General features: G+C 60.6%; 18 protein-coding genes and 1 tRNA gene. 16 read left to right on the top strand and 3 right to left on the bottom strand.

What is annotated here, in order from left to right; all coding sequences use genetic code 11:
• From AC1DWZ_RS22770 to rpoC, 10 genes are all read left to right on the top strand, one after another.
• Positions 1 to 148 (top strand): EF-Tu C-terminal domain-related protein (locus AC1DWZ_RS22770; RefSeq protein WP_477171429.1); only part of this gene is annotated, 148 nt, incomplete at its 5' end.
• Between the two features lie 125 nt (positions 149 to 273).
• Positions 274 to 349 (top strand) — tRNA-Trp (locus AC1DWZ_RS22775).
• Positions 350 to 432: 83 nt separating this feature from the next.
• Positions 433 to 630, top strand: coding sequence for a preprotein translocase subunit SecE (gene secE / locus AC1DWZ_RS22780; RefSeq protein WP_477171430.1), 198 nt, complete (start codon positions 433 to 435; stop codon positions 628 to 630).
• 5 nt (positions 631 to 635) lie between these two features.
• On the top strand, positions 636 to 1,166 hold the full coding sequence (gene nusG / locus AC1DWZ_RS22785; RefSeq protein WP_320502490.1) for a transcription termination/antitermination protein NusG: 531 nt from the start codon (positions 636 to 638) through the stop codon (positions 1,164 to 1,166).
• Positions 1,167 to 1,290: 124 nt separating this feature from the next.
• Positions 1,291 to 1,725, top strand: coding sequence for a 50S ribosomal protein L11 (gene rplK / locus AC1DWZ_RS22790; protein WP_477171250.1), 435 nt, complete (start codon positions 1,291 to 1,293; stop codon positions 1,723 to 1,725).
• A complete protein-coding gene (gene rplA, locus AC1DWZ_RS22795) occupies positions 1,722 to 2,423 on the top strand; it encodes a 50S ribosomal protein L1 (protein ID WP_477171431.1) in 702 nt (233 codons plus the stop codon). Before rplK ends, rplA begins: the two co-directional genes overlap by 4 nt.
• A 249-nt stretch (positions 2,424 to 2,672) precedes the next feature.
• A complete protein-coding gene (gene rplJ / locus AC1DWZ_RS22800) occupies positions 2,673 to 3,188 on the top strand; it encodes a 50S ribosomal protein L10 (RefSeq protein WP_477171251.1) in 516 nt (171 codons plus the stop codon).
• A gap of 64 nt (positions 3,189 to 3,252) precedes the next feature.
• The gene (gene rplL / locus AC1DWZ_RS22805; RefSeq protein ID WP_374308942.1) at positions 3,253 to 3,624 is read left to right on the top strand and encodes a 50S ribosomal protein L7/L12; all 372 of its coding nucleotides are present in this window, start codon (positions 3,253 to 3,255) and stop codon (positions 3,622 to 3,624) included.
• A gap of 286 nt (positions 3,625 to 3,910) precedes the next feature.
• Positions 3,911 to 8,101, top strand: coding sequence for a DNA-directed RNA polymerase subunit beta (rpoB, locus tag AC1DWZ_RS22810; RefSeq protein WP_477171252.1), 4,191 nt, complete (start codon positions 3,911 to 3,913; stop codon positions 8,099 to 8,101).
• A 64-nt stretch (positions 8,102 to 8,165) separates the two neighbouring features.
• Positions 8,166 to 12,335, top strand: coding sequence for a DNA-directed RNA polymerase subunit beta' (rpoC, locus tag AC1DWZ_RS22815; RefSeq protein ID WP_477171253.1), 4,170 nt, complete (start codon positions 8,166 to 8,168; stop codon positions 12,333 to 12,335).
• Positions 12,336 to 12,404: 69 nt separating this feature from the next.
• On the opposite strand, the gene AC1DWZ_RS22820 is transcribed toward rpoC, so the two are convergent.
• Positions 12,405 to 13,616, bottom strand: coding sequence for a PAS domain-containing sensor histidine kinase (locus AC1DWZ_RS22820; RefSeq protein WP_477171254.1), 1,212 nt, complete (start codon positions 13,614 to 13,616; stop codon positions 12,405 to 12,407).
• 292 nt (positions 13,617 to 13,908) lie between these two features.
• Between AC1DWZ_RS22820 and AC1DWZ_RS22825 the strand changes: the two genes are divergently transcribed.
• The 6 genes from AC1DWZ_RS22825 (at position 13,909) to gabD (ending at position 20,433) form a co-directional block, all read left to right on the top strand.
• On the top strand, positions 13,909 to 15,141 hold the full coding sequence (locus AC1DWZ_RS22825) for a glycosyltransferase (protein ID WP_477171255.1): 1,233 nt from the start codon (positions 13,909 to 13,911) through the stop codon (positions 15,139 to 15,141).
• Positions 15,138 to 15,992, top strand: coding sequence for a squalene synthase HpnC (gene hpnC / locus AC1DWZ_RS22830; protein WP_477171256.1), 855 nt, complete (start codon positions 15,138 to 15,140; stop codon positions 15,990 to 15,992). Before AC1DWZ_RS22825 ends, hpnC begins: the two co-directional genes overlap by 4 nt.
• Positions 15,989 to 16,825, top strand: a complete 837-nt coding sequence (gene hpnD / locus AC1DWZ_RS22835) for a presqualene diphosphate synthase HpnD (protein WP_477171257.1) — start codon at positions 15,989 to 15,991, stop codon at positions 16,823 to 16,825. The genes hpnC and hpnD overlap by 4 nt, the downstream gene beginning before the upstream one ends.
• Positions 16,812 to 18,062 carry a hydroxysqualene dehydroxylase HpnE gene (hpnE, locus tag AC1DWZ_RS22840; RefSeq protein WP_477171258.1) on the top strand — a complete coding sequence of 417 codons (1,251 nt, stop codon included), beginning with the start codon at positions 16,812 to 16,814 and terminating at the stop codon, positions 18,060 to 18,062. The genes hpnD and hpnE overlap by 14 nt, the downstream gene beginning before the upstream one ends.
• Positions 18,059 to 18,838, top strand: coding sequence for a GNAT family N-acetyltransferase (locus AC1DWZ_RS22845; protein WP_477171259.1), 780 nt, complete (start codon positions 18,059 to 18,061; stop codon positions 18,836 to 18,838). Before hpnE ends, AC1DWZ_RS22845 begins: the two co-directional genes overlap by 4 nt.
• A gap of 107 nt (positions 18,839 to 18,945) precedes the next feature.
• Entirely contained in the window at positions 18,946 to 20,433 is a 1,488-nt protein-coding gene (gabD, locus tag AC1DWZ_RS22850; protein WP_477171260.1) for an NADP-dependent succinate-semialdehyde dehydrogenase, read from the top strand.
• 62 nt (positions 20,434 to 20,495) lie between these two features.
• On the opposite strand, the gene AC1DWZ_RS22855 is transcribed toward gabD, so the two are convergent.
• A complete protein-coding gene (locus AC1DWZ_RS22855; RefSeq protein WP_477171261.1) occupies positions 20,496 to 21,176 on the bottom strand; it encodes a hypothetical protein in 681 nt (226 codons plus the stop codon).
• Positions 21,177 to 21,183: 7 nt separating this feature from the next.
• Positions 21,184 to 22,584, bottom strand: coding sequence for a glutamate--tRNA ligase (gltX, locus tag AC1DWZ_RS22860; protein ID WP_477171262.1), 1,401 nt, complete (start codon positions 22,582 to 22,584; stop codon positions 21,184 to 21,186).
• Between the last annotated feature and the right edge of the window lie 146 nt (positions 22,585 to 22,730).

Below are 22,730 nucleotides of genomic sequence, written 5' to 3' on the forward strand. Positions count from 1 at the left end.
AGGCACCGAAATGGTGATGCCCGGCGACAACATCGCGATGGTGGTCAACCTGATCGCCCCGATCGCCATGGATGAAGGTCTGCGCTTCGCCATCCGCGAAGGCGGTCGCACCGTCGGCGCCGGCGTCGTCGCCAAGATCGTCGAGTAAGAAGGCCCGTAAAGGTTGGCGGCGCAAGCCGCTGCCGGAATGGCCCGGAAATGCTGCTCCGGCGGCTGCGAAATGCAGTCGCCGGATCGGCGTTACAGGGTGGGACCGGTAGTTGAGGAGATGTTAGGGGCATAGCTCAACTGGTAGAGCGTCGGTCTCCAAAACCGAAGGTTGCGGGTTCGATCCCTGCTGCCCCTGCCAGCCTTCCTCCTGCTTCACGGAGGATCGGCGGGTAGAACGAAGAGTACAGAGTTTAATTGAAGCTGATTTCAGGTTCCGGAACGATGGCGAAGACAAGTCCGATCGAATTTTTCCGGCAGGTCCGGCAAGAGGTGTCGAAAGTCACCTGGCCGAGCCGCAAGGAAACGACCATCACGACCTCGATGGTTTTTGTGATGGTGGCGGTGGCCTCGGTGTTCTTTCTCGCGGTCGATGCCATCCTGTCATGGGGCATCACCTCCGTTTTGGGTCTGGGGAGCTAAGCGCAATGGCGCATCGTTGGTATGTGGTCCATGTCTATTCGGGCTTTGAGCGCAAGATCGCTGAATCTATTCGCGATCAGGCCAAGCAGAAGGGCATGGAGGAGTTGCTGACCGACGTGTTGGTCCCGACCGAAGAAGTGGTCGAAGTCCGGCGCGGATCGAAGGTGAATGCTGAGCGCAAATTCTTCCCGGGGTACGTCCTGGTGCGCATGGAACTCACCGACGAGTCATGGCACTTGATCATGAACACGCCGAAGGTGACCGGTTTCCTCGGCGGCAAAGGCAAGCCGAGCCCGATTTCGGAAGCCGAAGCACAGCGCATCCTGCATCAGGTGCAGGAGGGCATCGAGCGCCCGAAGCGCGCGATTATTTTCGAAGTGGGCGAGCAGGTCCGGGTCAACGACGGTCCGTTCACCTCCTTCACCGGCCATGTCGAGGAAGTCGACGAAGAAAAAGGCCGCCTGAAAGTGGCGGTGTCGATCTTCGGTCGTGCGACGCCGGTCGAGCTTGAGTATTCGCAGGTCGAAAAGGTCTAACAGCCCTTCGATCTGTTTATCCGCCCGGTGACGGTTTCATCGGAATGAGAGTGCGGGAGGCCAGCCAGGGCCGGACCGCAAAACCCCAGGAAGCCGGGTAAAGGCTTCATAACGAGGTTTCATCATGGCAAAGAAGATCGAAGGCTATATTAAGCTGCAGATCCCGGCCGGTAAGGCGAATCCGTCGCCGCCCGTGGGTCCTGCGCTTGGTCAGCGTGGCTTGAACATCATGCAGTTCTGCAAAGAGTTCAACGCTGCGACCCAACAATTGGAAGCGGGCATGCCGATCCCGGTGGTCATCACCGCGTTTAGCGACCGTTCGTTCAGCTTCGTCACCAAGACGCCGCCGGCCAGCTACTTCCTGAAGAAGGCCGCGAAGATCGACAAGGGCTCGAAGACGACCGGCATCGGCGCGTTCGTCGGTAAGGTGACGATGACCCAGTGCCGCGAGATCGCCAAGCAGAAGATGGCCGATCTCAATGCGCATGACATCGACGCGGCGGCGGAAATGATCCGCGGTTCGGCCCGTTCGATGGGCCTGCAGGTTGTGGAGGAATAATCATGACCGGCAAGCGCATTAAAAAGGCCTATGAAGGCATTGATCGCACCAAGTTCTATTCGCTGCAGGATGCGGTGAAGGAACTGAAGTCGCGTGCCAAGACGAAGTTCGACGAAACCGTCGAGATCGCCATGAACCTCGGTATCGACCCGAAGCATGCCGATCAGAACGTGCGCGGCGTGGTTTCGCTGCCGCATGGTACCGGCAAGACCGTCCGCGTCGCCGTGTTCGCCAAGGGCGACAAGGCCGAAGCGGCGAAGAAGGCCGGTGCGGATATCGTCGGTGCCGACGACCTGGCTGAACAGGTCCAGGCCGGCAAGATGGATTTCGACCGCGTCATCGCGACGCCGGACATGATGGTGACCGTTGGCAAGCTTGGTAAGGTCTTGGGCCCCCGCGGCCTGATGCCGAACCCGAAGCTTGGTACCGTCACCAACGACGTCGCCGAAGCCGTGAAAGCGGCCAAGGGCGGCCAGGTCGAGTTCCGCGCCGAGAAGGCCGGTCTCGTCCATGCCGGTGTTGGCAAGGTCAGCTTCTCTGAAGCCGATCTGGTCGCCAACGTGAAGGCGTTTGTCGGCGCTATCAACAAAGCCAAGCCCGCGGGCGCCAAGGGTACCTACATTAAGAAGGTATCGCTGGCTTCGACCATGGGCCCGGGCATGAAGCTGGACGTTGCCGATCTGGTGGCGGCTGGTTGAGTAACGAGTTTTCGGCCGCATCCCGGCTAACCCCGCCTGCAATAGACAGAGGCGAACCGAAATTTGGCAGATGCCTTTTGGCATGTGTCTGTTCGGGTCGAACTTCTGGGACAGGTCAACCGGAACTTCCGGTTCTGTCTTGGACGTCTTTCCTTCGGGAAAGGCTGAAGATGGGTCGGAAGGTCCAATTGTAACCGGTCCCGCGTTCCAGGCTTGGAACAAGGGGTCATTAGTAATCGGAGACGAAACGTGGACCGATCTGGCAAAGAGAAGCTGGTCACGGAACTCCAGGAAACACTCAACACCGCAAATCTGGTGGTTGTTACCCAGCAGAACGGTTTGAGCGTTGCCGAAGTGTCTGACCTGCGTCGCAAGATGCGGGCGGCCGGAGCCGGCTTTAAAGTCGCCAAGAATCGGCTAGCACAGCTCGCTCTGAAGGGTACCAAGCACGAAGACCTGGGGCAGTTCCTCAAGGGCCCGACGGCCATCGCCTATTCGGCGGATCCGATCGCAGCCGCAAAGGTCGCCGTGCTGTACGCCAAAAGCAACGACAAGCTCAGCATCGTCGGGGGCTCGATGGGCACCCAGACGTTGAACGCCGACGGGATCAAGGCCTTGGCCTCCCTGCCGTCGCTCGATGAGTTGCGTGCACGCCTCGTCGGCATGCTGCAGACCCCGGCCACCCGTTTGGCCGTTGTCACTGGAGCACCTGCTGGTCAGCTTGCGCGTGTTTTTGGCGCTTACGCCCGGAAGGGTGAGGCCTGATAGGCCGATCCGCGACCCAATACTGAAGTTCGAACCTAACAAGACTTAAGCCTAGGAGAATAAAATGGCTGATTTGCAGAAGCTGGTTGACGAGCTCTCGAAGCTCACCGTGCTCGAAGCTGCTGAGCTTTCGAAGAAGCTCGAAGAAGCTTGGGGCGTTTCCGCCGCGGCACCGGTTGCCGTCGCTGCCGCTGGTGGCGCTGCCGCCCCGGCCGCTGAGGAAAAGACTGAATTCAACGTCGTGCTCGTCGATGGCGGCGCCAACAAGATCAACGTGATCAAGGAAGTGCGCGCCATCACCGGTCTCGGCCTGAAGGAAGCCAAGGACCTCGTCGAAGGTGCGCCGAAGGCCGTGAAGGAAGGCGTTGGCAAAGCGGAAGCCGAAGAGCTGAAGAAGAAGCTCGAAGCTGCCGGCGCCAAGGTCGAGCTGAAGTAAGCTTCGACGCCGTTTTCTGGGGTGGGAAGCGCCGGCCGCAAGGCTCGGCGCTTCCGCGCCTCCGGAGATCCAGTGAATCTGGAGGCGTTTTGGGTGTTTCGCGATCAGCGCCCACCGGTTTCAGCCCGGCATTTTCGATCGTAGCGGCGACCGTCGTCGTGCCATCGGACCGATAGATATCATCGGTTGGCGAAAGTTCCGGGTCACCGGACAGGCGGTAGAGATTTAAGCGAGCATCGGGATTTCCGCTGATCGCTAGCCCCATAGTTTGAGACGAGGGATGTCAATGTCGAAGTCGTTCACCGGCCGCAAGCGCATCCGCAAGACCTTTGGCCGTATCGCCGAGGTCACCACCATGCCGAATCTGATCGAGGTGCAGAAGAGCTCCTACGATCAATTCCTGCAAGTCGGCGTGATTGCGGAAAAGCGTCAGAATTCCGGCCTTCAAGAAGTGTTCCGGTCGGTCTTCCCGATCCGGGATTTCTCCGAGAAGGCCGAACTGCAGTTCGTGCGTTATGAACTGGAAGAGCCGAAATACGACGTCGAGGAATGCCAGCAGCGCGGAATGACCTTTGCGGCGCCGCTCAAGGTGACGCTGCGTCTCGTCGTCTGGGATCATGACGAAGAGACCGGTGCGCGCTCCATCCGCGACATCAAAGAACAAGACGTCTACATGGGCGACATGCCGCTCATGACGCATAGCGGCACCTTCGTGGTGGCCGGCACCGAGCGTGTCGTCGTCAGCCAGATGCACCGTAGCCCTGGCGTGTTCTTCGACCACGACAAGGGCAAGACGCATAGCAGCGGGAAGTATCTCTTCGCCGCGCGCGTCATTCCGTATCGTGGCTCGTGGCTCGATTTCGAATTCGACGCCAAAGATCTGGTCTATGTGCGCATCGATCGCCGCCGCAAGCTGCCGGCGACGACGCTGCTTCTGGCACTGTGGAACAAGAACGTCGACGCCAAGCTGAAGAAGGGCGAGACGCTCACCGAAGACGATCGTCGTTTCGGCGGCATGTCGACGGAAGAAGTTCTGGCCTTCTTCTACAAGCAGGTCGTGTTCTCGAAGACCAAGAAGGGCTGGACCACGCCGTTCGATGCCGAGCGCACGAAGGGTATCAAGCTCATCGCCGATCTGGTCGATGCGAAGACCGGCAAGGTCGTTGCTGAAACCGGCACCAAGATGACGCCGCGCCTCGCCAAGAAGCTGCAGGAAGCGGGTCTCAAGGACGCGCTGGTGACGCCGGAAGAAATCATCGGCCGCTTCTCGGCCGTTGACGTCATCAATGAAGAGACGGGCGAAATCCTGATCGAAGCCGGCGACGAAATCAGCCAGGCGACGCTCACCACGCTCGAAGAAACGGGCGCCAAGGAATTGGCGACGCTCAACATCGATCACGTCAATGTCGGCCCCTATATCCGCAATACGCTGAAGGCGGACAAGAATTCGAGCCGCGAAGAAGCGCTGATCGATATCTACCGCGTCATGCGTCCTGGCGAGCCGCCCACCTTGGACACGGCGGAAGCCCTGTTCCGCGGCCTGTTCTTCGATCTCGAGCGCTATGATCTCTCCTCGGTCGGTCGCGTGAAGATGAATTCGCGTCTCTCGGTGCTGCCGACGGATCATTTCGATCCGCAGGGCGCTGACGACCAGGTGCGCGTGCTGCGCAAGGAAGACATCCTTGCCATCCTTTCGGTCATGCATGACCTCAAGGACGGCCGTGGCGAAATCGACGATATCGATCATCTCGGCAACCGTCGCGTCCGCTCGGTCGGCGAATTGCTCGAGAACCAGTATCGCCTGGGCCTGCTGCGCATGGAACGTGCGATCCGCGAACGCATGAGCTCGGTCGAGATCGACACGGTCATGCCGCATGACCTCATCAACGCGAAGCCCGCTGCTGCTGCGGTGCGCGAGTTCTTCGGCTCGTCGCAGCTCAGCCAGTTCATGGATCAGACCAACCCGCTTTCTGAAATCACCCACAAGCGCCGTCTGTCGGCGCTTGGGCCGGGCGGTCTCACCCGTGAGCGCGCCGGTTTCGAAGTGCGCGACGTGCATCCGACCCATTACGGCCGCATCTGCCCGATTGAAACGCCGGAAGGTCCGAATATCGGTCTCATCAACTCTCTCGCGACCTTTGCGCGCGTCAATCAGTACGGCTTCATCGAAAGCCCGTATCGCCGCGTCGAAAAGGGCAGCGTCACCGACGAGGTGATCTACCTGTCGGCGATGGAAGAGGGCAAGTACACGATCGCCCAGGCCAATGCGCAGTTCGATTCCAAGAACAAGCTGGTCGACGATCTGATCTCGTGCCGTCGTGGTGGCGATTTCATCATGGCCCGCCGTGATGACATCCACTTCATCGACGTCAGCCCGAAGCAGCTGGTTTCCGTGGCCGCGGCGCTCATTCCGTTCCTTGAGAACGACGACGCCAACCGCGCGCTGATGGGCTCCAACATGCAGCGTCAGGCTGTGCCGCTCCTGCGTGCGGAATCGCCGCTCGTCGGTACCGGCATGGAAGGCACCGTGGCACGCGATTCCGGTGTGGCCATCGGCGCGCGCCGTGCTGGCATCGTCGATCAGATCGATGCCACCCGTATCGTTATCCGCGCCACCGGCGAGACGGATTCGGCCGTCCCTGGTGTCGATATCTATAACCTGCTGAAGTTCCAGCGCTCGAACCAGAACACCTGCATCAACCAGCGTCCGCTGGTGCGTGTCGGTGACATTGTCGAGAAGGGCGATATCATCGCTGACGGTCCCTCGACTGAGCTCGGTGAATTGGCTCTCGGCCGCAACGTGCTGGTCGCGTTCATGCCGTGGAATGGCTACAACTTCGAAGATTCGATCCTGATCTCGGAACGCATCGTCTCCGACGACGTGTTCACCTCGATCCATATCGAAGAGTTCGAGTGCATGGCCCGTGACACCAAGCTGGGCCAGGAAGAAATCACCCGCGACATTCCGAACGTCGGTGAAGAAGCTCTGAAGAACCTTGACGAGGCCGGTATCGTCTACATCGGCGCCGAGGTGAAGCCGGGTGACATTCTGGTCGGCAAGGTGACGCCGAAGGGCGAAAGCCCGATGACGCCGGAAGAAAAGCTCTTGCGCGCGATCTTCGGCGAAAAGGCCTCCGACGTGCGCGATACGTCGATGCGTCTGCCGCCGGGAGTGTCTGGTACCATCGTCGAAGTGCGCGTCTTCTCGCGCCGTGGCGTGGACAAGGATGAACGCGCACTCGCCATCGAGCGCGCCGAAATCGAACGTCTCGCCAAGGATCGCGACGACGAAAAGGCGATCCTCGAGCGGAACTTCTACAGCCGCTTGAAAGAACTGCTGGTCAATCAGCTCGCGGCCGGTGGCCCGAAGACGCTGAAGCCGGACACCAAGATCACCGACAAGGTGCTCTCGGAGTTCACGCCGGGCCAGTGGCGCCAGATCGGCATCAAGAACGACAAGCGCATGGCCGAGATCGAGGCCTTGAAGAAGCAGTTCAACGAGAGCGTCACCGCCCTTGAGAAGCGCTTCGAGAACAAGGTCGAGAAGCTGCAGCGTGGTGATGAGCTGTCGCCGGGCGTCATGAAGATGGTCAAGGTATTCGTCGCGGTGAAGCGCAAGCTGCAGCCGGGCGACAAGATGGCCGGCCGTCACGGCAACAAGGGTGTCGTCTCGCGCATCGTTCCTTGCGAAGACATGCCTTATCTCGAAGACGGTCGTCCGGTCGACATCGTGCTCAATCCGCTGGGCGTGCCGTCGCGCATGAATGTCGGTCAGATCCTTGAGACCCATCTCGGCTGGGCCTGCGCCAATCTCGGCCGCCAGGTCGGTGAGATGGTCGATCAGGTGCGTATCAACGGCAAGTATGCCGAACTGCGCAAGTCGGTGAAGGACATCTATGGCGAGAAGACCTACAAGGCCGAAGTCATGGAGCTGCCCGACGATCAGCTGATGGAACTCGCCGGCAATCTGCGCGGTGGTGTGCATATCGCAACGCCGGTGTTCGATGGCGCGCGCGAAGAAGACATCGTCGAGATGCTGACCAAGGCGGGGCTGGAAAGCTCTGGCCAGGTGACGCTGATCGACGGCCGCACCGGCGACGTGTTCGAGCGCCAGGTGACTGTCGGCTACATCTATATGTTGAAGCTGCATCACTTGGTCGACGACAAGATCCACGCGCGTTCGATCGGGCCGTACAGCTTGGTCACCCAGCAGCCGCTGGGTGGTAAGGCGCAGTTCGGTGGTCAGCGTTTCGGCGAAATGGAAGTCTGGGCCCTTGAGGCTTATGGCGCTGCCTATACGCTGCAGGAAATGCTGACGGTGAAGTCCGACGACGTTTCCGGTCGTACCAAGACCTACGAAGCGATCGTCCGCGGCGACGACAATTTCGAGTCCGGCATCCCGGAGAGCTTCAACGTCCTCGTGAAGGAACTCCGCTCGCTCGGCCTCAATGTCGAATTGACGCAGAACGATTACTAAATCGGATAGCTGCCCGATGCCCGACGGGTGCGCCCCGTCGGGCGGGTAGCGGAAGGAGATGGCAATGAATCAAGAGCTGATGAGCGTTTTCGGACAGCCCCAGGGCCCGCAGACCTTCGACAATATCCGCATCTCGATCGCGAGCCCGGAGCGGATCCGCTCGTGGTCGTTCGGCGAGATCAAGAAGCCCGAAACCATCAACTACCGGACCTTTAAGCCGGAGCGCGACGGCCTGTTCTGCGCCCGCATTTTCGGTCCGATCAAGGATTACGAATGCTTGTGCGGCAAGTACAAGCGCATGAAGTATCGCGGCATTGTCTGCGAAAAGTGCGGCGTGGAAGTGACGCTCTCGAAGGTCCGGCGCGAGCGCATGGGCCATATCGAGCTGGCATCGCCGGTTGCACACATCTGGTTCCTGAAGTCGCTGCCCTCGCGCATCGGCCTGTTGCTCGACATGACGCTGAAGGATCTCGAGCGCATCCTTTATTTCGAAAACTATGTCGTCATCGAGCCGGGCCTCACGCCGTTGAAGCAGCATCAGCTGCTCAATGAAGAGCAGTATCTCGACGCCCAGGACGAATATGGCCAGGACGCGTTCCAGGCCGGCATCGGTGCTGAAGCGCTGAAGGGCATGCTCTCGACCATCGATCTTGCCGAAGAGCGCGAGACGATGAAGGTCGACCTGCGCGAGACCTCGTCGGAGGCCAAACGCAAGAAGCTGGTGAAGCGCCTCAAACTGGTCGACGCCTTCCTGGAATCCGGTTCCAAGCCGGAATGGATGATCATGGACGTCATCCCGGTCATTCCGCCGGAACTGCGTCCGCTCGTTCCCCTCGACGGTGGCCGTTTCGCGACCTCGGATTTGAACGATCTCTATCGCCGCGTCATCAACCGCAACAACCGCTTGAAGCGTCTTATCGAATTGAAGGCGCCGGACATCATCGTCCGTAACGAAAAGCGCATGCTGCAGGAAGCTGTCGATGCCCTGTTTGACAACGGCCGCCGCGGCCGCGTCATCACCGGTGCCAACAAGCGTCCGCTGAAGTCGCTCTCCGACATGCTGAAGGGCAAGCAGGGGCGCTTCCGTCAGAACCTGCTCGGCAAGCGCGTCGATTATTCCGGCCGTTCGGTCATCGTCGTGGGGCCGGAACTGAAGCTGCACCAGTGCGGCTTGCCGAAGAAGATGGCGCTCGAACTGTTTAAGCCGTTTATCTATTCGAAGCTCGAAATCTACGGCATGGCCTCGACCATCAAGGCCGCGAAGCGCATGGTCGAAAAGGAACGTCCCGAAGTCTGGGACATCCTGGAAGAGGTGATCCGCGAGCATCCGGTGATGCTGAACCGCGCACCGACGCTGCACCGCCTTGGCATCCAGGCTTTCGAGCCGGTGCTCATCGAAGGCAAGGCTATCCAGCTGCATCCGCTGGTTTGCACAGCCTTCAACGCGGATTTCGACGGCGATCAGATGGCGGTCCACGTGCCGCTGTCGCTTGAATCGCAGCTGGAAGCGCGCGTGCTGATGATGTCGACCAACAACATCCTCAGCCCCGCCAACGGCAAGCCGATCATCGTGCCGAGCCAGGATATCGTCCTTGGCCTCTATTACCTGACGATGGAAGGCAAGGGCGAGCCGGGCGAGGGCATGGTCATGTCCAACATCGGCGAAATCCAGCACGCCATCGAGGCCAAGGTCATTACGCTGCACACGCCGATCAAGGCGCGTCTCAAGACCGTTGACGAAACCGGTGCGCCGGTCACGCGTCTCGTCCAGACGACGCCAGGCCGCATGCTGCTGTCCGAAGTCCTGCCGCGCCATCCGAACCTGCCGTTCTCGCTTATCAACCGCGTGTTGACGAAGAAGGAGATCACCAACGTGATCGACTCCGTCTATCGCCATTGCGGCCAGAAAGAGACCGTGATCTTCGCCGATCGCATCATGGGCATGGGCTTCGCGCAGGCCTGCAAGGCGGGTATCTCCTTCGGCAAGGATGACATGATCATCCCGGAAGCGAAGAAGAAGCTCGTTGCCGATGCGCAGCACAAGGTCAAGGAATACGAGCAGCAGTACCAGGACGGCCTCATCACCCAGGGTGAAAAGTACAACAAGGTCGTCGACGTCTGGTCGAACTGCACCGAACGGGTCGCCGAAGAGATGATGAAAGTCATGTCCAAGGAATCGACCGGCAAGGGCATCAACTCGGTGTTCATGATGGCGCATTCCGGCGCCCGCGGTTCGGCTGCGCAGATTAAGCAGCTGGCTGGTATGCGTGGCCTGATGGCTAAGCCGTCCGGTGAAATCATCGAAACGCCGATTATCGCGAACTTCAAAGAAGGTCTCTCGGTGCTCGAGTACTTCAACTCGACCCACGGCGCCCGTAAGGGTCTTGCCGATACCGCCTTGAAGACTGCGAACTCTGGTTACCTCACGCGCCGTTTGGTCGACGTCGCGCAGGACGCGATCATCACCGAGCTCGATTGCGGCACCGAAAACGGTCTCACCGTGAAGGCGGTCGTCGAAGGTGGTGAAACCATCTCGGCTCTGTCCGAGCGCATCCTCGGCCGCACGGTTGCAGCCGACGTGAAGGATCCGCTGTCGGGTCGCACAATCGCTGCCCGTGGCATCTTGATCGACGAGCCGATGGCTGACGAAATCGAACGTGCCGGCGTCGACACGGTGAAGATCCGTTCGGTCCTCACCTGCGACACCAAGACCAGCGTATGCGCGGCTTGCTACGGCCGTGACCTTGCGCGTGGTACACCGGTCAATATTGGTGAAGCCATCGGCGTCATCGCGGCGCAGTCGATCGGTGAGCCGGGTACGCAGCTTACCATGCGTACCTTCCACATCGGTGGCGCGGCACAGCGCGGTGCCGAACAGTCGGCGATTGAAGCGACCTACAATGGCGAAGTCCAGGTGAAGAACCGTAACATCGTCATGAACAGCGACGGCATCCCCGTCGTCATGGGCCGCAACTGTGAAATCGTGCTTGTCGATGACGTGGGTCGTGAACGCGCACGTCACCGCGTGCCCTATGGTGCCAAGCTGATCCAGGATCACGGCGCCAAGGTCACCAAGGGCCAGAAGCTCGCGGAATGGGATCCCTACACGCTGCCGATCATCACTGAAAAAGAAGGCATCGTGAACTACATCGACCTGGTCGAAGGACTGTCGATGCGCGAAGTGGTCGACGAGACCACTGGTATCTCGAGCCGCGTCGTGGTCGATTGGAAGCAGCAGCCGCGTGGTGCGGATCTGCGTCCGCGCGTGACGCTGCGCGATGACAAGGGCAACGTCATCACGCTGCCGAACGGTGTCGAAGCTCGTTACTTCATGTCGGTCGACGCCATTCTGTCGGTCGACAACGGCGCACATGTCCGCGCTGGTGACGTGCTGGCCCGCATCCCGCGTGAAAGCTCGAAGACCCGTGACATCACCGGCGGTCTGCCGCGGGTCGCGGAACTGTTCGAAGCCCGCAAGCCCAAGGACTATGCGATCATCAGCGAAAGCGCCGGTCGCGTCGAATTCGGCAAGGATTACAAGGCCAAGCGTCGCGTTGTCGTCGTCTCTGACGATGCCAGCATCGAGCCGGTCGAGTATCTGATCCCGAAGGGCAAGCATATCTCGGTGCAGGAAGGCGATTACGTGCAGAAGGGCGACCTTCTGATGGACGGCAGCCCCGTCCCGCACGACATCCTCAACGTGCTCGGCATCGAAGCATTGGCGTCCTATCTCATCAACGAGATCCAGGAGGTCTATCGACTGCAGGGCGTGAAGATCAACGACAAGCACATCGAGGTGATCGTTCGTCAGATGCTGCAGAAGGTCGAGGTCTCGGATCCGGGCGATACCACGTTCCTGGCGGGCGAGCAGATCGACCGTACGGAAATGGATATCGAGAACGAGAAGGTCCTCAAGGAAGGCGGTCGCCTTGCGGTCGCGAAGCCGGTGCTGCTTGGCATCACCAAGGCCAGCCTGCAGACCCGTTCGTTCATCTCGGCGGCATCGTTCCAGGAAACCACCCGCGTCCTCACGGAAGCGGCGGTTTCGGGCCGTGTCGACACGCTGATCGGTCTCAAGGAAAATGTGATCGTGGGTCGTTTGATCCCGGCCGGCACCGGCTCGGTCATGGCGCGTCTGAAGCAGGTCGCGGCCTCCCGCGACAAGGAACTACAGGCCGCCGCCGAAAAGAACCCGGCGATTACCGACCAGACACCCAAGGCGGAAGTGGCTTAAGCCATCCTCTACCGAAGGCGTTCTTGCTAAATAAAAGACCCCACTGCCGATGCAGCGGGGTTTTTCTTTTCAGGGATGCCAGCGCCCGTCATAGCGCTGCGGGAAAGCAAGGGTCACGGTGGTGCCGAGATTGGGCGCGCTGCAGATCGACAGGCGTCCCCCGATCAAATGCAGGAACGCACCACAGAGCGCCAGCCCGCCATTGGTCTGGTGCTGGTTTGCGTCCAAGGAATGCTGCAGACGCTGCAACTGATCGGTGGCAAGACCTGGTCCATTGTCCGTGATGGTCAGCAGGACCTCTTGGATGTCGTTGTCGGGGTTCACCTCGACCGTACCGGCAATTTCCACCCGGCCGCCAAAACGGTTGAAGGTAATTGCATTCTCGACCACGTGACCGATCATCTTCCCCAGTGTTTCATCGTCGAGAACGACCGGTATGCTGCCACGACGTAGATTATGCGTCAGGCGGATACCTTGGATTGCGGCCGCGCCCGCATGATGTGCCATGACCCGTTCGACGATCTCGCCGAGATCCGCCATGCGGGTGTGGGCAATGGCCATGCGGCCTTCCAGCCTGGTGACATCGATGATGCGCTCGACCACATCTGCCAATTGCCTGCCGCTCTTGCAGATATCGGCGGCATAAGTCTGATAGAGCTTGATACCGAGCGGCCCAAACATCTCGTCCCGCATTACCTCGGCAAAGCCGATGGCGGCGGCGAGCGGTGTGCGCAATTCGTGCGACAGCTGACCGAGAAATTCGAGTTTGGCGACGTTCGCTCGCTCAGCATGCTCCTTGGCTTTGGTCAGCGCATTTTCGTTGTGCTTGCGATGGGTGATGTCGCGGATCGCGCAGATGATGATCGACAGGCCATCACGCAAATGCGTGGCCGACGTAATCTCAACAGGCAAGCTGTCGCCATTTAGCTTGTGCGCTTCGGTCTCGATCGGCGATCCATCGCCGACAAACAACGCGCTGATCAGTTTGTCGATCGAAGGTTCGCTGCCGGTACCGGGCAGGCCGCCTAGGAAGGCGCCGATGTGGGCGCCGGTCATCAGGCGGACATGGCAACCGAACATGTCGGCGGCGCGCTGATTGACATCGAGGATAATCCCTTCCGGCGAGAGGCTCAGCAGCGGATCAGGGGATATGCCGAAATCGGCGAACGGAACATCGCCGGTTGCGTTGCTGGCAACCGGCGAATTGGGCAGCGCATCTTTGTCGATGACGGCGATCGGCCCCATTACGCGGGACGGTCCGTAAGGTTTGTGGTTGGTCACGTTGCGTGTCCTCCCACCAGCGAAAGTCGGCAAGTGCCATCCTCTCGCCAGTTGCAAAGGCCACTTCTTCGCCCAAGTGGCCGCCGCCCCTGGGATAATCATTGGCGAGAAACCGGCATCGCGCAAGCGACCTTCGCTCGCCATTTCGTTGTCTCGGCGAGGTAAAAGGTGGCAAATATTTAGAATCAATGGATTAGGGTGCAGAAGTTCAAGATATTTTTCTACTGCGAGGTGTATCGGGACTGGACTTTAGGGGGTGGCAAGGCTGCGGGCTTCCAGCTATAGGAACCGCATGTCCGAGATATTTATCGCCATCGCCGGGGTCCCGGCCGGCATCTGGCTTTACCTGCTGCTGTTCCGCGGGGCCTTCTGGAAAGAACGGCCGGCGGCACCTGCAACCGCGCCGCTTGCGACCGACATGTCGTGGCCGGAGGTGGTGGCGATTGTGCCCGCGCGCAATGAATCCGAGGTCGTCGGGCAGGTGGTGCGGGCATTGCTTGGCCAAAATTATCCCGGTCGCCTCAGCGTCATCCTGGTCGATGACAACAGCGAGGACGGCACGTCCGCAGAGGCCCAGGCGGCCGCCCAGGCGGCCGCTGCTGCAGGCTCATTGCACCGCTTTGCCATCCTCAAAGGCAAGAAGCTCAGCGCGGGGTGGACCGGCAAGTTATGGGCGGTCAATCAGGGGTTGGCGGAAGCGCAGCGGATCGCTCCCAAGGCCGGCTATGTGTTGCTGACGGATGCCGACATCGCACATGCACCCGACAGTCTCGCCAGTCTGGTCGGAAGGGCAGAGCAGGGGCGCTACAATCTCGTCTCGCTGATGGCCAAACTGAAGACGGATACCTTTGCCGAAAAGGCGCTCATCCCAGCCTATATCTTCTTCTTCCAGAAACTCTATCCCTTCGCCTGGGTGCGCGATCCGAAACAGAATCTCGGAGCTGCCGCCGGTGGTTGTATGCTGGTGCGGGCTGCCGCGTTGCGGGAAATCGGTGGCATCGCCGCGATCCGCGGCGCGCTCATCGACGATTGCGCGCTCGGCCGTGCCATCAAGAAAACGGGACCAATCTGGCTGGGCCTTGCCAGCAATGTCACGAGCCTGCGCGGCTATCCGGCCTGGCGTGATATCTGGAATCTGATCGCCCGGTCTGCCTTCACGCAACTCAATCACTCAACCCTGATGTTGATCGGGTCGGTGCTTGGCATGGCGCTCACCTACTTTCTGCCACCGCTCCTGACCATCAGCAGTAACCCGGGCATCCGGCCGCTCGGCATCATCGCCTGGTCCATGATGGCCTTTGCCTATCTGCCAACACTCGCCAACTATCAGCGCTCACCACTCTGGGCGCCGTTCCTGCCCTTGGTTGCCGGCTACTACACTCTGGCCACGATTGCCTCGGCCTGGCGCTATTGGTGTGGGCGGGGCGGTCAATGGAAGGGCCGGGCCCAAGCTGAAAATGTGCGGGCTGAAAATGTAACACCATCATCAAAGCGCGGCGATAAGCGCGCCAAGGGGGCTGTGTGACCAGCACGGCTGCCAGCATCGCGACTCCCTCGGGTAAATCCGCCGCCACCGAGAATTTTCCGGTCGGGTCAGCGCTGATCCGTGCCGATCTGCGTCCCCATGTACATGCCTTCTATCGCTTTGCGCGCATGGGCGACGATATTGCCGACAATCCGGCCTTGTCGCCGGATGACAAGGTGGCACGGCTCGATCTCATGGAAGAGGTTCTGCTCGACCCGGCGCGCGAAGACATTCCGCAAGCAGCTGATCTGCGCCGGTCCTTGGCGCTGTCCAACGTGGCGCCTATCAACTCGACCGAATTGCTGATTGCGTTTCGCATGGACGCCACCAAGCAGCGTTATGCGACCTGGGACGAACTGATGACCTATTGCCGCTATTCGGCAGCGCCTGTCGGCCGGCAACTGCTCGATCTGCATGGCGAGCCGGCTGCTGCACGCGGCCCATCCGATGCGCTGTGCGCGGCCTTGCAGGTGATCAATCATCTGCAGGATTGTGGCGTCGACTATCTTGAGATGGGCCGGGTCTATGTGCCGCAGGACCATCTTGCCGCGCGCGGATCAGAGACACGTCAGCTGGCCGAGAAAACCAGCAGCAGCGGCCTGCGTCATTGCCTCAACGATCTCCTCAACAAGACCGACGAGCTGATGCTGGAAGCGCGGCTGTTGCCGGGCCGGTTGAAGGATTTCCGACTGCGCGCAGAATCTGCCACGATCGTACGGTTGGCCGACAAGATGATCGCCCAGTTGCGCCGTGCCGATCCGCTGGCGGCACGGGTCAAGCCAACCAAACTGTTCTTTGCAACAGCGATGATTGAAGGTGTGTTGTGGTCACTGTTGGCGAAGAAACGATGACAAGCGGCACCGATGCAATTGCCGCCAAGGTGAAAGCCTCCGGTACGTCCTTCTATTCGGCCATGCGGCTGCTGCCGGAAGCGCGGCGCGATGCAATGTTTGCGATCTATGCCTTTTGCCGCGAGGTCGACGATATCGCGGATGAAGAGGCGCCGCAGGCCGAAAAGCAGGCTGGGCTCGCGATGTGGCGTGCCGAGATCGATCGTCTCTATGCCGGACAACCGACCTTGCCGATTTCGCAGGCGTTGCTCGCGCCCATGCGTGACTTCAAGTTGCGACGCGAGGATTTCCTTGCGGTCATCGACGGCATGGAGATGGATGCGACCGACACGATCCAGGCACCGGACATGACGACGCTCGACCTCTATTGCGACCGGGTGGCGTCCGCCGTTGGCCGCTTGTCGGTGCGTGCGTTTGGTGCGACTGAAACCATCGCCGATAAGGTTGCTTACCATCTCGGCCGCGCCCTGCAATTGACCAATATCCTGCGTGACATTGACGAGGATGCCGGTCGCGACCGGCTCTATCTGCCGCGCGAGCTGCTGCAAAAACACGGCATCGACAGTGCCGACCCGAAGGTGATCCGGAACGATCCCGGATTGCGCAAGGTGTGCCGCGATCTCGCAGCCGTGGCGAAGGGGCATTTTGCCGAGGCTGATGCCGCTATGCGCCAATGCGCCAAGAAACCGATGCGGCCAGCGCGTATCATGGGCGCGGTCTATGGTGCGCTCCTCGATCGTCTCATTTCCTGGGACTGGCAGGATCTGACGACCGAAGTGAAAGTGCCGAAATGGCGCAAGATCTGGCTGGCGATCCGCTATGGCTTCTTCTGATCGCGTCCATGTCATCGGTGCCGGCCTTGCCGGTCTCGCCGCAGCCACCAGGCTGCTGCGGGCTGGCTGGCAGGTAACGCTCTATGAAGCGGCGGCACAGGCTGGTGGCCGCTGCCGCTCCTATGTCGACGCCGAACTAGGTTGCCGCATCGACAATGGCAATCATCTGGTGGTGAGCGGCAATCTTGCTGCCATGGCCTATATCTCCGAGATCGGTGCCCAGGCAACGTTCTCGACCGCTGACAAGGCGATCTTTCCATTCATCGACCTGGCGACCAATGAGCGTTGGCAGGTGCGGCCGACCGAGGGACAAATACCCTGGTGGCTGCTGGTGCCCAGCCGCCGTGTGAAGGGCACGTCGCTGTTCGACTATCTCGATGCCGAACGCCTGGCCCGCGCCAGCGGGAATGCCGTCGTCACCGATATTCTTGATACCGGCAAAGTTGCCTATCGCCGCCTGTGGGCGCCGCTGTGCGTGGCTGCTCTCAACACCGAGCCGGAACGGGCCTCGGCAAAATTGCTGGGCCGCTTGTTCCGCGACACGTTCGGTCAGGGTGGTGCGTCCCTGCATCCCTTGATGCCGCATCAGGGGCTGTCGGAAAGTCTTGTTGATCCGGCACTCGCGCAATTGCAGGCCAAGGGTGCCGAGATCCTGTTCGGCCATCGCCTGCGTGCCATCATCTCTACCGACGACCGTGTCACCGAACTCGATTTCGGCAAGACGCAGATCGCCATCGGCCCCCGCGACAAGGTTGTGCTGGCGGTGACAGCACCCGTGGCAGCCGACCTCATTCCCAGCCTCTCGGCGCCTGATTCCTTTCGTGGCATCGTGAACGCGCATTTCAAAATGGATATCGCCGACCCGGCCCACCATTTCCTGGGTGTGGTGGGTGGTATCGCCGAATGGGTGTTTGTGAAGCCCGGTATCGTCTCGACGACGACCTCCGCGGCCGAGGCCTATATTGACCTCCCGGCGGAAGAGCTGGCGCAGCGGCTGTGGGCCGATGTCGCGAAGGCGCTCGATCTTGGCGAAGCCGCCATGCCGGCTTGGCGCGTGGTCAAGGAAAAGCGGGCGACGTTTGCAGCGACCCCGGATCAGCTGCGCCGCCGCCCGGGTGCCAAGACTGCCTGGCGCAATTTCGCACTGGCTGGCGATTGGACCGACACTGGCTGGCCCGCCACGATTGAAGGTGCCATCCAGTCGGGCTTCACCGCCGCGGCCGCTATTGGCACATGACCTTCCGGCGGCTTTCGGAGCTTTCCCTTGGGGAACGCGCCAAGATCGACACGCTGCTGCGGCCTGATCCGGTCCTATCCTTCTACTGGGCGACCGCCATCGAAGATCTTGCGCGCGGCATCGACAATCGGTTGGCTCGGATCTGCGCAAGCGGGCAGGGCATCATCATCGGGGCCGCCTTCGGTGAGCTCGGGGTCTTCTCGCCTTATGGCATTGTTGAGGATGCGGACATTGCGGCCTGCGCCGCCTGGCCAGGCACCGTCGAGATTCACGCGCCGCTAGCGGAAGCGTCACGCTATCTCGCCCAGGCGCAGCCACGGCTGAAGGAAGCGCGGGAAATGCTGGTGTTCGGTTGCCAGCTGCCGATTGCAGATGGCCCGGCCATCGATCATCGCCACCTCGGTCCGGCCGATGCCGACATCGTTGCGGCCTTCTATCGCACCCACTATGCCGAGACGGCGTTCGATCCATATATGCTGTTCATGCCTTTCGTCGGCAGCTTTGCAGACGGTCAGCTTGTCGCCTGTGCCGGGACCTTGGTGCAAAGCGCGCGTGAGAAGGCGGCGTTGATCGGGCATTTCGCCACGGCTCCGTCGGCGCGCAACAAAGGGCTGGCCACGAGCCTTGGTCGTGCCTTGCTCGGTCAACTGAGCGCGCAGGGTTTCAGGACTGTCTACCTTGCCACGACCGTGGAAAATCAGGCCGCCATCAACGTCTATGAAAGGCTCGGATTCAGCATCGTGGATCGACGTTTGCAGATCGATCTAATGCCCTGAAATACTGAGATTATTGGCTGTCGGACTACCACTCTGGGAATACTTTTCTTATGTCGGAGCGGCGCGTATACTCCGGCCAAATTCAACACCAACAAGGATTTGTCATCATGACCCAAGCTGCAATGAAGGCGACGAAATTCGCCCTGCCGATGAAGGATCAGGATCTGTTCCGGCAGCAGTGCTTTATCAACGGTCAGTGGCTGAATGCCGATTCCGGCAAGACGATCGAGGTCACCAATCCGGCGACGGGTGAGGTCCTGGGCACGATCCCGCAAATGGGTGCCGCCGAAACCAAGCGTGCGATCGAAGCTGCCAATGCCTCCTGGGGCGCCTGGCGTAAAAAGACGGCGAAGGAACGCGCCAACATCTTGCGCAAATGGTTCAACCTGATGATGGAAGCGCAGGATGATCTGGCGATGCTGATGACCGCCGAGCAGGGCAAGCCGCTGGCAGAGTCGAAGGGCGAGATCGCTTATGGTGCGTCCTACATCGAATGGTTCGCGGAAGAGGCCAAGCGCATCTATGGCGATATCATTCCGCCGCATCAGGGTGACAAGCGTATCGTCGTGACCAAGGAGCCGGTCGGCGTCGTGGCGGCGATCACCCCTTGGAACTTCCCCAATGCCATGATCACGCGCAAGGCGGCGCCGGCCATGGCTGCCGGCTGCCCGATCGTCGTGAAGCCCGCTACGCAAACGCCATTCTCGGCCCTTGCGATCGCCGTGCTGGCGGAGCGTGCTGGCGTGCCGGCAGGTGTCTTCAACGTCGTGACCGGCTCGGCCACCGCCATCGGTGGTGAAATGACCAGCAACCCGATCGTGCGCAAGTTGACCTTCACCGGCTCCACCGAAATCGGCAAGGTACTCATCAAGCAATGCGCCGACACGGTCAAGAAGACGTCCATGGAGCTGGGCGGCAATGCGCCCTTCATCGTGTTCGACGATGCCGACCTCGACGCAGCCGTCGAAGGCGCCATGATGTCTAAGTTCCGCAACACGGGTCAGACTTGCGTCTGCGCCAACCGCATCTATGTGCAGGACAGCGTCTATGACGCCTTTGCCGAGAAACTGAAGGTGGCTGTTGCCAAGATGAAGATCGGCGACGGGCTGAAGGGCGAGACCCAGCAAGGCCCGCTTATCGACATGAAGGCAGTTGCCAAGGTCGAAGAGCATATCGCCGATGCAGTCGCCAAGGGCGCCAAAATCGCTGCTGGTGGCAAGCGCCATGCGTTGGGCGGCAGCTTCTTCGAACCCACCATCCTGACCGGGGTCACGCCGCAGATGGCGGTGGCGAAGGAAGAGACCTTCGGCCCGCTGGCCCCGCTCTTCCGTTTCAAGACGGAAGAAGAGGTGATCACGATGGCGAACGACACCGAGTTCGGCCTTGCTTCATACTTCTACGCCCGCGATCTTGGCCGCGTCTGGCGTGTTGCCGAAGCCGTTGAATACGGCATCGTCGGCATCAATACCGGCATTATCTCGAGTGAAGTGGCGCCCTTCGGCGGCGTCAAGGAATCCGGCAATGGCCGGGAAGGCTCGAAATACGGGATCGAGGACTATCTCGAAATCAAATACATGTGCATGGGCGGTATCTGATACCACGCCGCATATGACCGACATGAACCCCTGCCGAAAGGCAGGGGTTTTTTGTTGGCCTGCTATTGACCGTAGGGGATCAGGCGGAAGCGATAGCGCAGTGTGACATCCTTTGGCGTGTCGTAGCCTTCTTGCAGGCTCGGTGCCAGCCAGGGTGACCAATCGGTCGACTCTGTCGGCCGGGCCGGCAGGTCGAGGTCGAAGCGCGTCCAGATATCGTGATTCTGCATAATGATCTGGATGGCCCATTCTTTGACGCGGTAAGGCGTCGTGTCCCAAGGCAGAATCTCGAAATCGCCATCCATGCGGATCTGATCGTCATGGCGCGTGTAGAGCAGCCCTTCGATGAGGATGACGGTGCCGACAGCAGCGGCACCGCCCATCGCCTTGGGGACACGGATCTCGGCCTCGAGCTGCGGGTGGGCGCCGTCATATTCCAGGGGGCTTGGGTCGGCGATGAAGATTTGCCATCCTGCAATCATGGCGACGGCAAGGACGGCGTCACCGATCAATGCATGTGGTCGAAAGCGTGGTGGCAACCAGAACGTTGCGGCGAAGGCGGCAACCACGCCACCGCCGAGGCCGGCAACAATTGCGATCAGCAGCACCAGATAGGCGTTGGCAATCGATCCATCGGGGCCATTGCCAGGACCGACTGCAAGATCGGCCGCCCAGAAACTGAGGGCGCCGAACAGAGGTGTCGTGCAAAGACCGGTGAGGATAGCTACCGCACCGCGTCCCATGGCTGGATCAGCCCTTGACGTTCAAGGCATCGCCCAGGCGGGCCAAGGCTTCGTCCTTGCCCAGGATTTCCATCACCTCGAAGATGGGTGGCGATTGCGTGGATCCGGTAAGGGCAGCACGCAGCGGCTGTGCCACGGCACCAAGCTTCACACCGGCAGCCTCGGCAAAGCCACGCGCCTTCTCCTCAAGTGCCGCAGCCTGCCAGTCCGTGGCAGCGCTATAGGTCGCGATCAGCTGCGGCAGCAGCGCCATGGTCTCTGGTGTCACCAGGACAGCCTTCGCCTTCTCGGTAAAAGCCAGGGGCCGCGCCTGGACGTAGAAGCCGGCATTCTCGGCCAGTTCCTTCAAATTCTTGGCGCGGCTCTTGAGACCGGGCATGGCGCGGGTCAGCAGCGCCACCGCTGCGGCGTCATCGGCTTTACCGAGAGTTTCTGCCACGGCCTTCGCAAGATCTGCGTCATCAGCCTGGCGCATGTAATAGCCATTGAGATTGTCGAGCTTGGCAAAATCAAAACGTGAGGGCGAGCGGCCGATGCCACCGAGGTCGAACCATTCGACCGCCTGCGCCGTCGAGATGATCTCGTCATCGCCGTGGCCCCAGCCGAGGCGCAGCAGATAGTTGCGCAGGGCGGCGGGCAGATAGCCCATGTCGCGATAGGCCTCGACACCGAGCGCACCATGGCGCTTCGAGAGCTTAGCGCCGTCCGGCCCATGGATAAGCGGGATATGGCTGAAATGCGGGGCGTCCCATCCCATCGAATCATAGATCATGCGCTGGCGGAACGTGTTGGTCAGGTGATCGTCGCCGCGGATGACATGGGTGATGTTCATGTCGTGGTCGTCGACGACGACCGACAGCATGTAAGTGGGTGTCCCGTCCGACCGCAGCAAAATCATGTCGTCGAGCTGCTCGTTGGCAACGCGCACCTCGCCCTGGACGCCGTCGACCACAACGGTCTCGCCGGCGAGCGGCGCCTTGATCCGGATAACCGGCTTCACGCCGGCGGGTGCGTCTTTGGGGTCGCGGTCGCGCCAGCGACCGTCATATTTCATCGGCTTCCCGGCAGCCTGCGCAGCCTTGCGCATCTCGTCGAGCTCCTCGACCGAGCAATAGCAGCGATAGGCCTTGCCGGCCTCCAGCAGCTGGTGCGCGACCTCCGCATGGCGTGGTGCGCGGGCGAACTGGTAGACGATCTCGCCATCCCAATCGAGGCCAAGCCACTTCAACCCATCGATGATCGCCTCAATCGCCGCATCGGTGGAGCGGACACGGTCCGTATCCTCGATGCGCAGATGAAAGATGCCGCCATGATGGCGCGCATAGAGCCAGTTGAAGAGGGCCGTGCGTGCGCCGCCAATGTGGAGGAATCCAGTGGGCGAGGGGGCGAAACGGGTAACGACGGTCATGATGGGAATCCGAAGGATATGTTGATTTTGGTGGGTTCTAGCATGAATCCACCGTCTTCGGGCAATGCTTCGCGCGGGGTTCGGCGGGCAACGGCTTCACACCACTAAAACGATATGATATGGTTTTTATACAACCTTATTCCGAC

It is taken from the genome of Dongia sp. P2_B8 (assembly GCF_056404715.1).

What these genes read in the sequence shown, in the direction of transcription:
- hpnD (WP_477171257.1), top strand. Translation starts at nt 15,989, where the DNA reads ATGACAAGCGGCACCGATGCAATTGCCGCCAAGGTGAAAGCCTCCGGT.
- AC1DWZ_RS22825 (WP_477171255.1), top strand. Translation starts at nt 13,909, where the DNA reads ATGTCCGAGATATTTATCGCCATCGCCGGGGTCCCGGCCGGCATCTGG.
- rpoB (WP_477171252.1), top strand. Translation starts at nt 3,911, where the DNA reads ATGTCGAAGTCGTTCACCGGCCGCAAGCGCATCCGCAAGACCTTTGGC.
- rpoC (WP_477171253.1), top strand. Translation starts at nt 8,166, where the DNA reads ATGAATCAAGAGCTGATGAGCGTTTTCGGACAGCCCCAGGGCCCGCAG.
- gltX (WP_477171262.1), bottom strand. Translation starts at nt 22,584, where the DNA reads ATGACCGTCGTTACCCGTTTCGCCCCCTCGCCCACTGGATTCCTCCAC.
- secE (WP_477171430.1), top strand. Translation starts at nt 433, where the DNA reads ATGGCGAAGACAAGTCCGATCGAATTTTTCCGGCAGGTCCGGCAAGAG.
- AC1DWZ_RS22855 (WP_477171261.1), bottom strand. Translation starts at nt 21,176, where the DNA reads ATGGGACGCGGTGCGGTAGCTATCCTCACCGGTCTTTGCACGACACCT.
- nusG (WP_320502490.1), top strand. Translation starts at nt 636, where the DNA reads ATGGCGCATCGTTGGTATGTGGTCCATGTCTATTCGGGCTTTGAGCGC.
- AC1DWZ_RS22845 (WP_477171259.1), top strand. Translation starts at nt 18,059, where the DNA reads ATGACCTTCCGGCGGCTTTCGGAGCTTTCCCTTGGGGAACGCGCCAAG.
- gabD (WP_477171260.1), top strand. Translation starts at nt 18,946, where the DNA reads ATGACCCAAGCTGCAATGAAGGCGACGAAATTCGCCCTGCCGATGAAG.
- rplK (WP_477171250.1), top strand. Translation starts at nt 1,291, where the DNA reads ATGGCAAAGAAGATCGAAGGCTATATTAAGCTGCAGATCCCGGCCGGT.
- hpnE (WP_477171258.1), top strand. Translation starts at nt 16,812, where the DNA reads ATGGCTTCTTCTGATCGCGTCCATGTCATCGGTGCCGGCCTTGCCGGT.
- rplL (WP_374308942.1), top strand. Translation starts at nt 3,253, where the DNA reads ATGGCTGATTTGCAGAAGCTGGTTGACGAGCTCTCGAAGCTCACCGTG.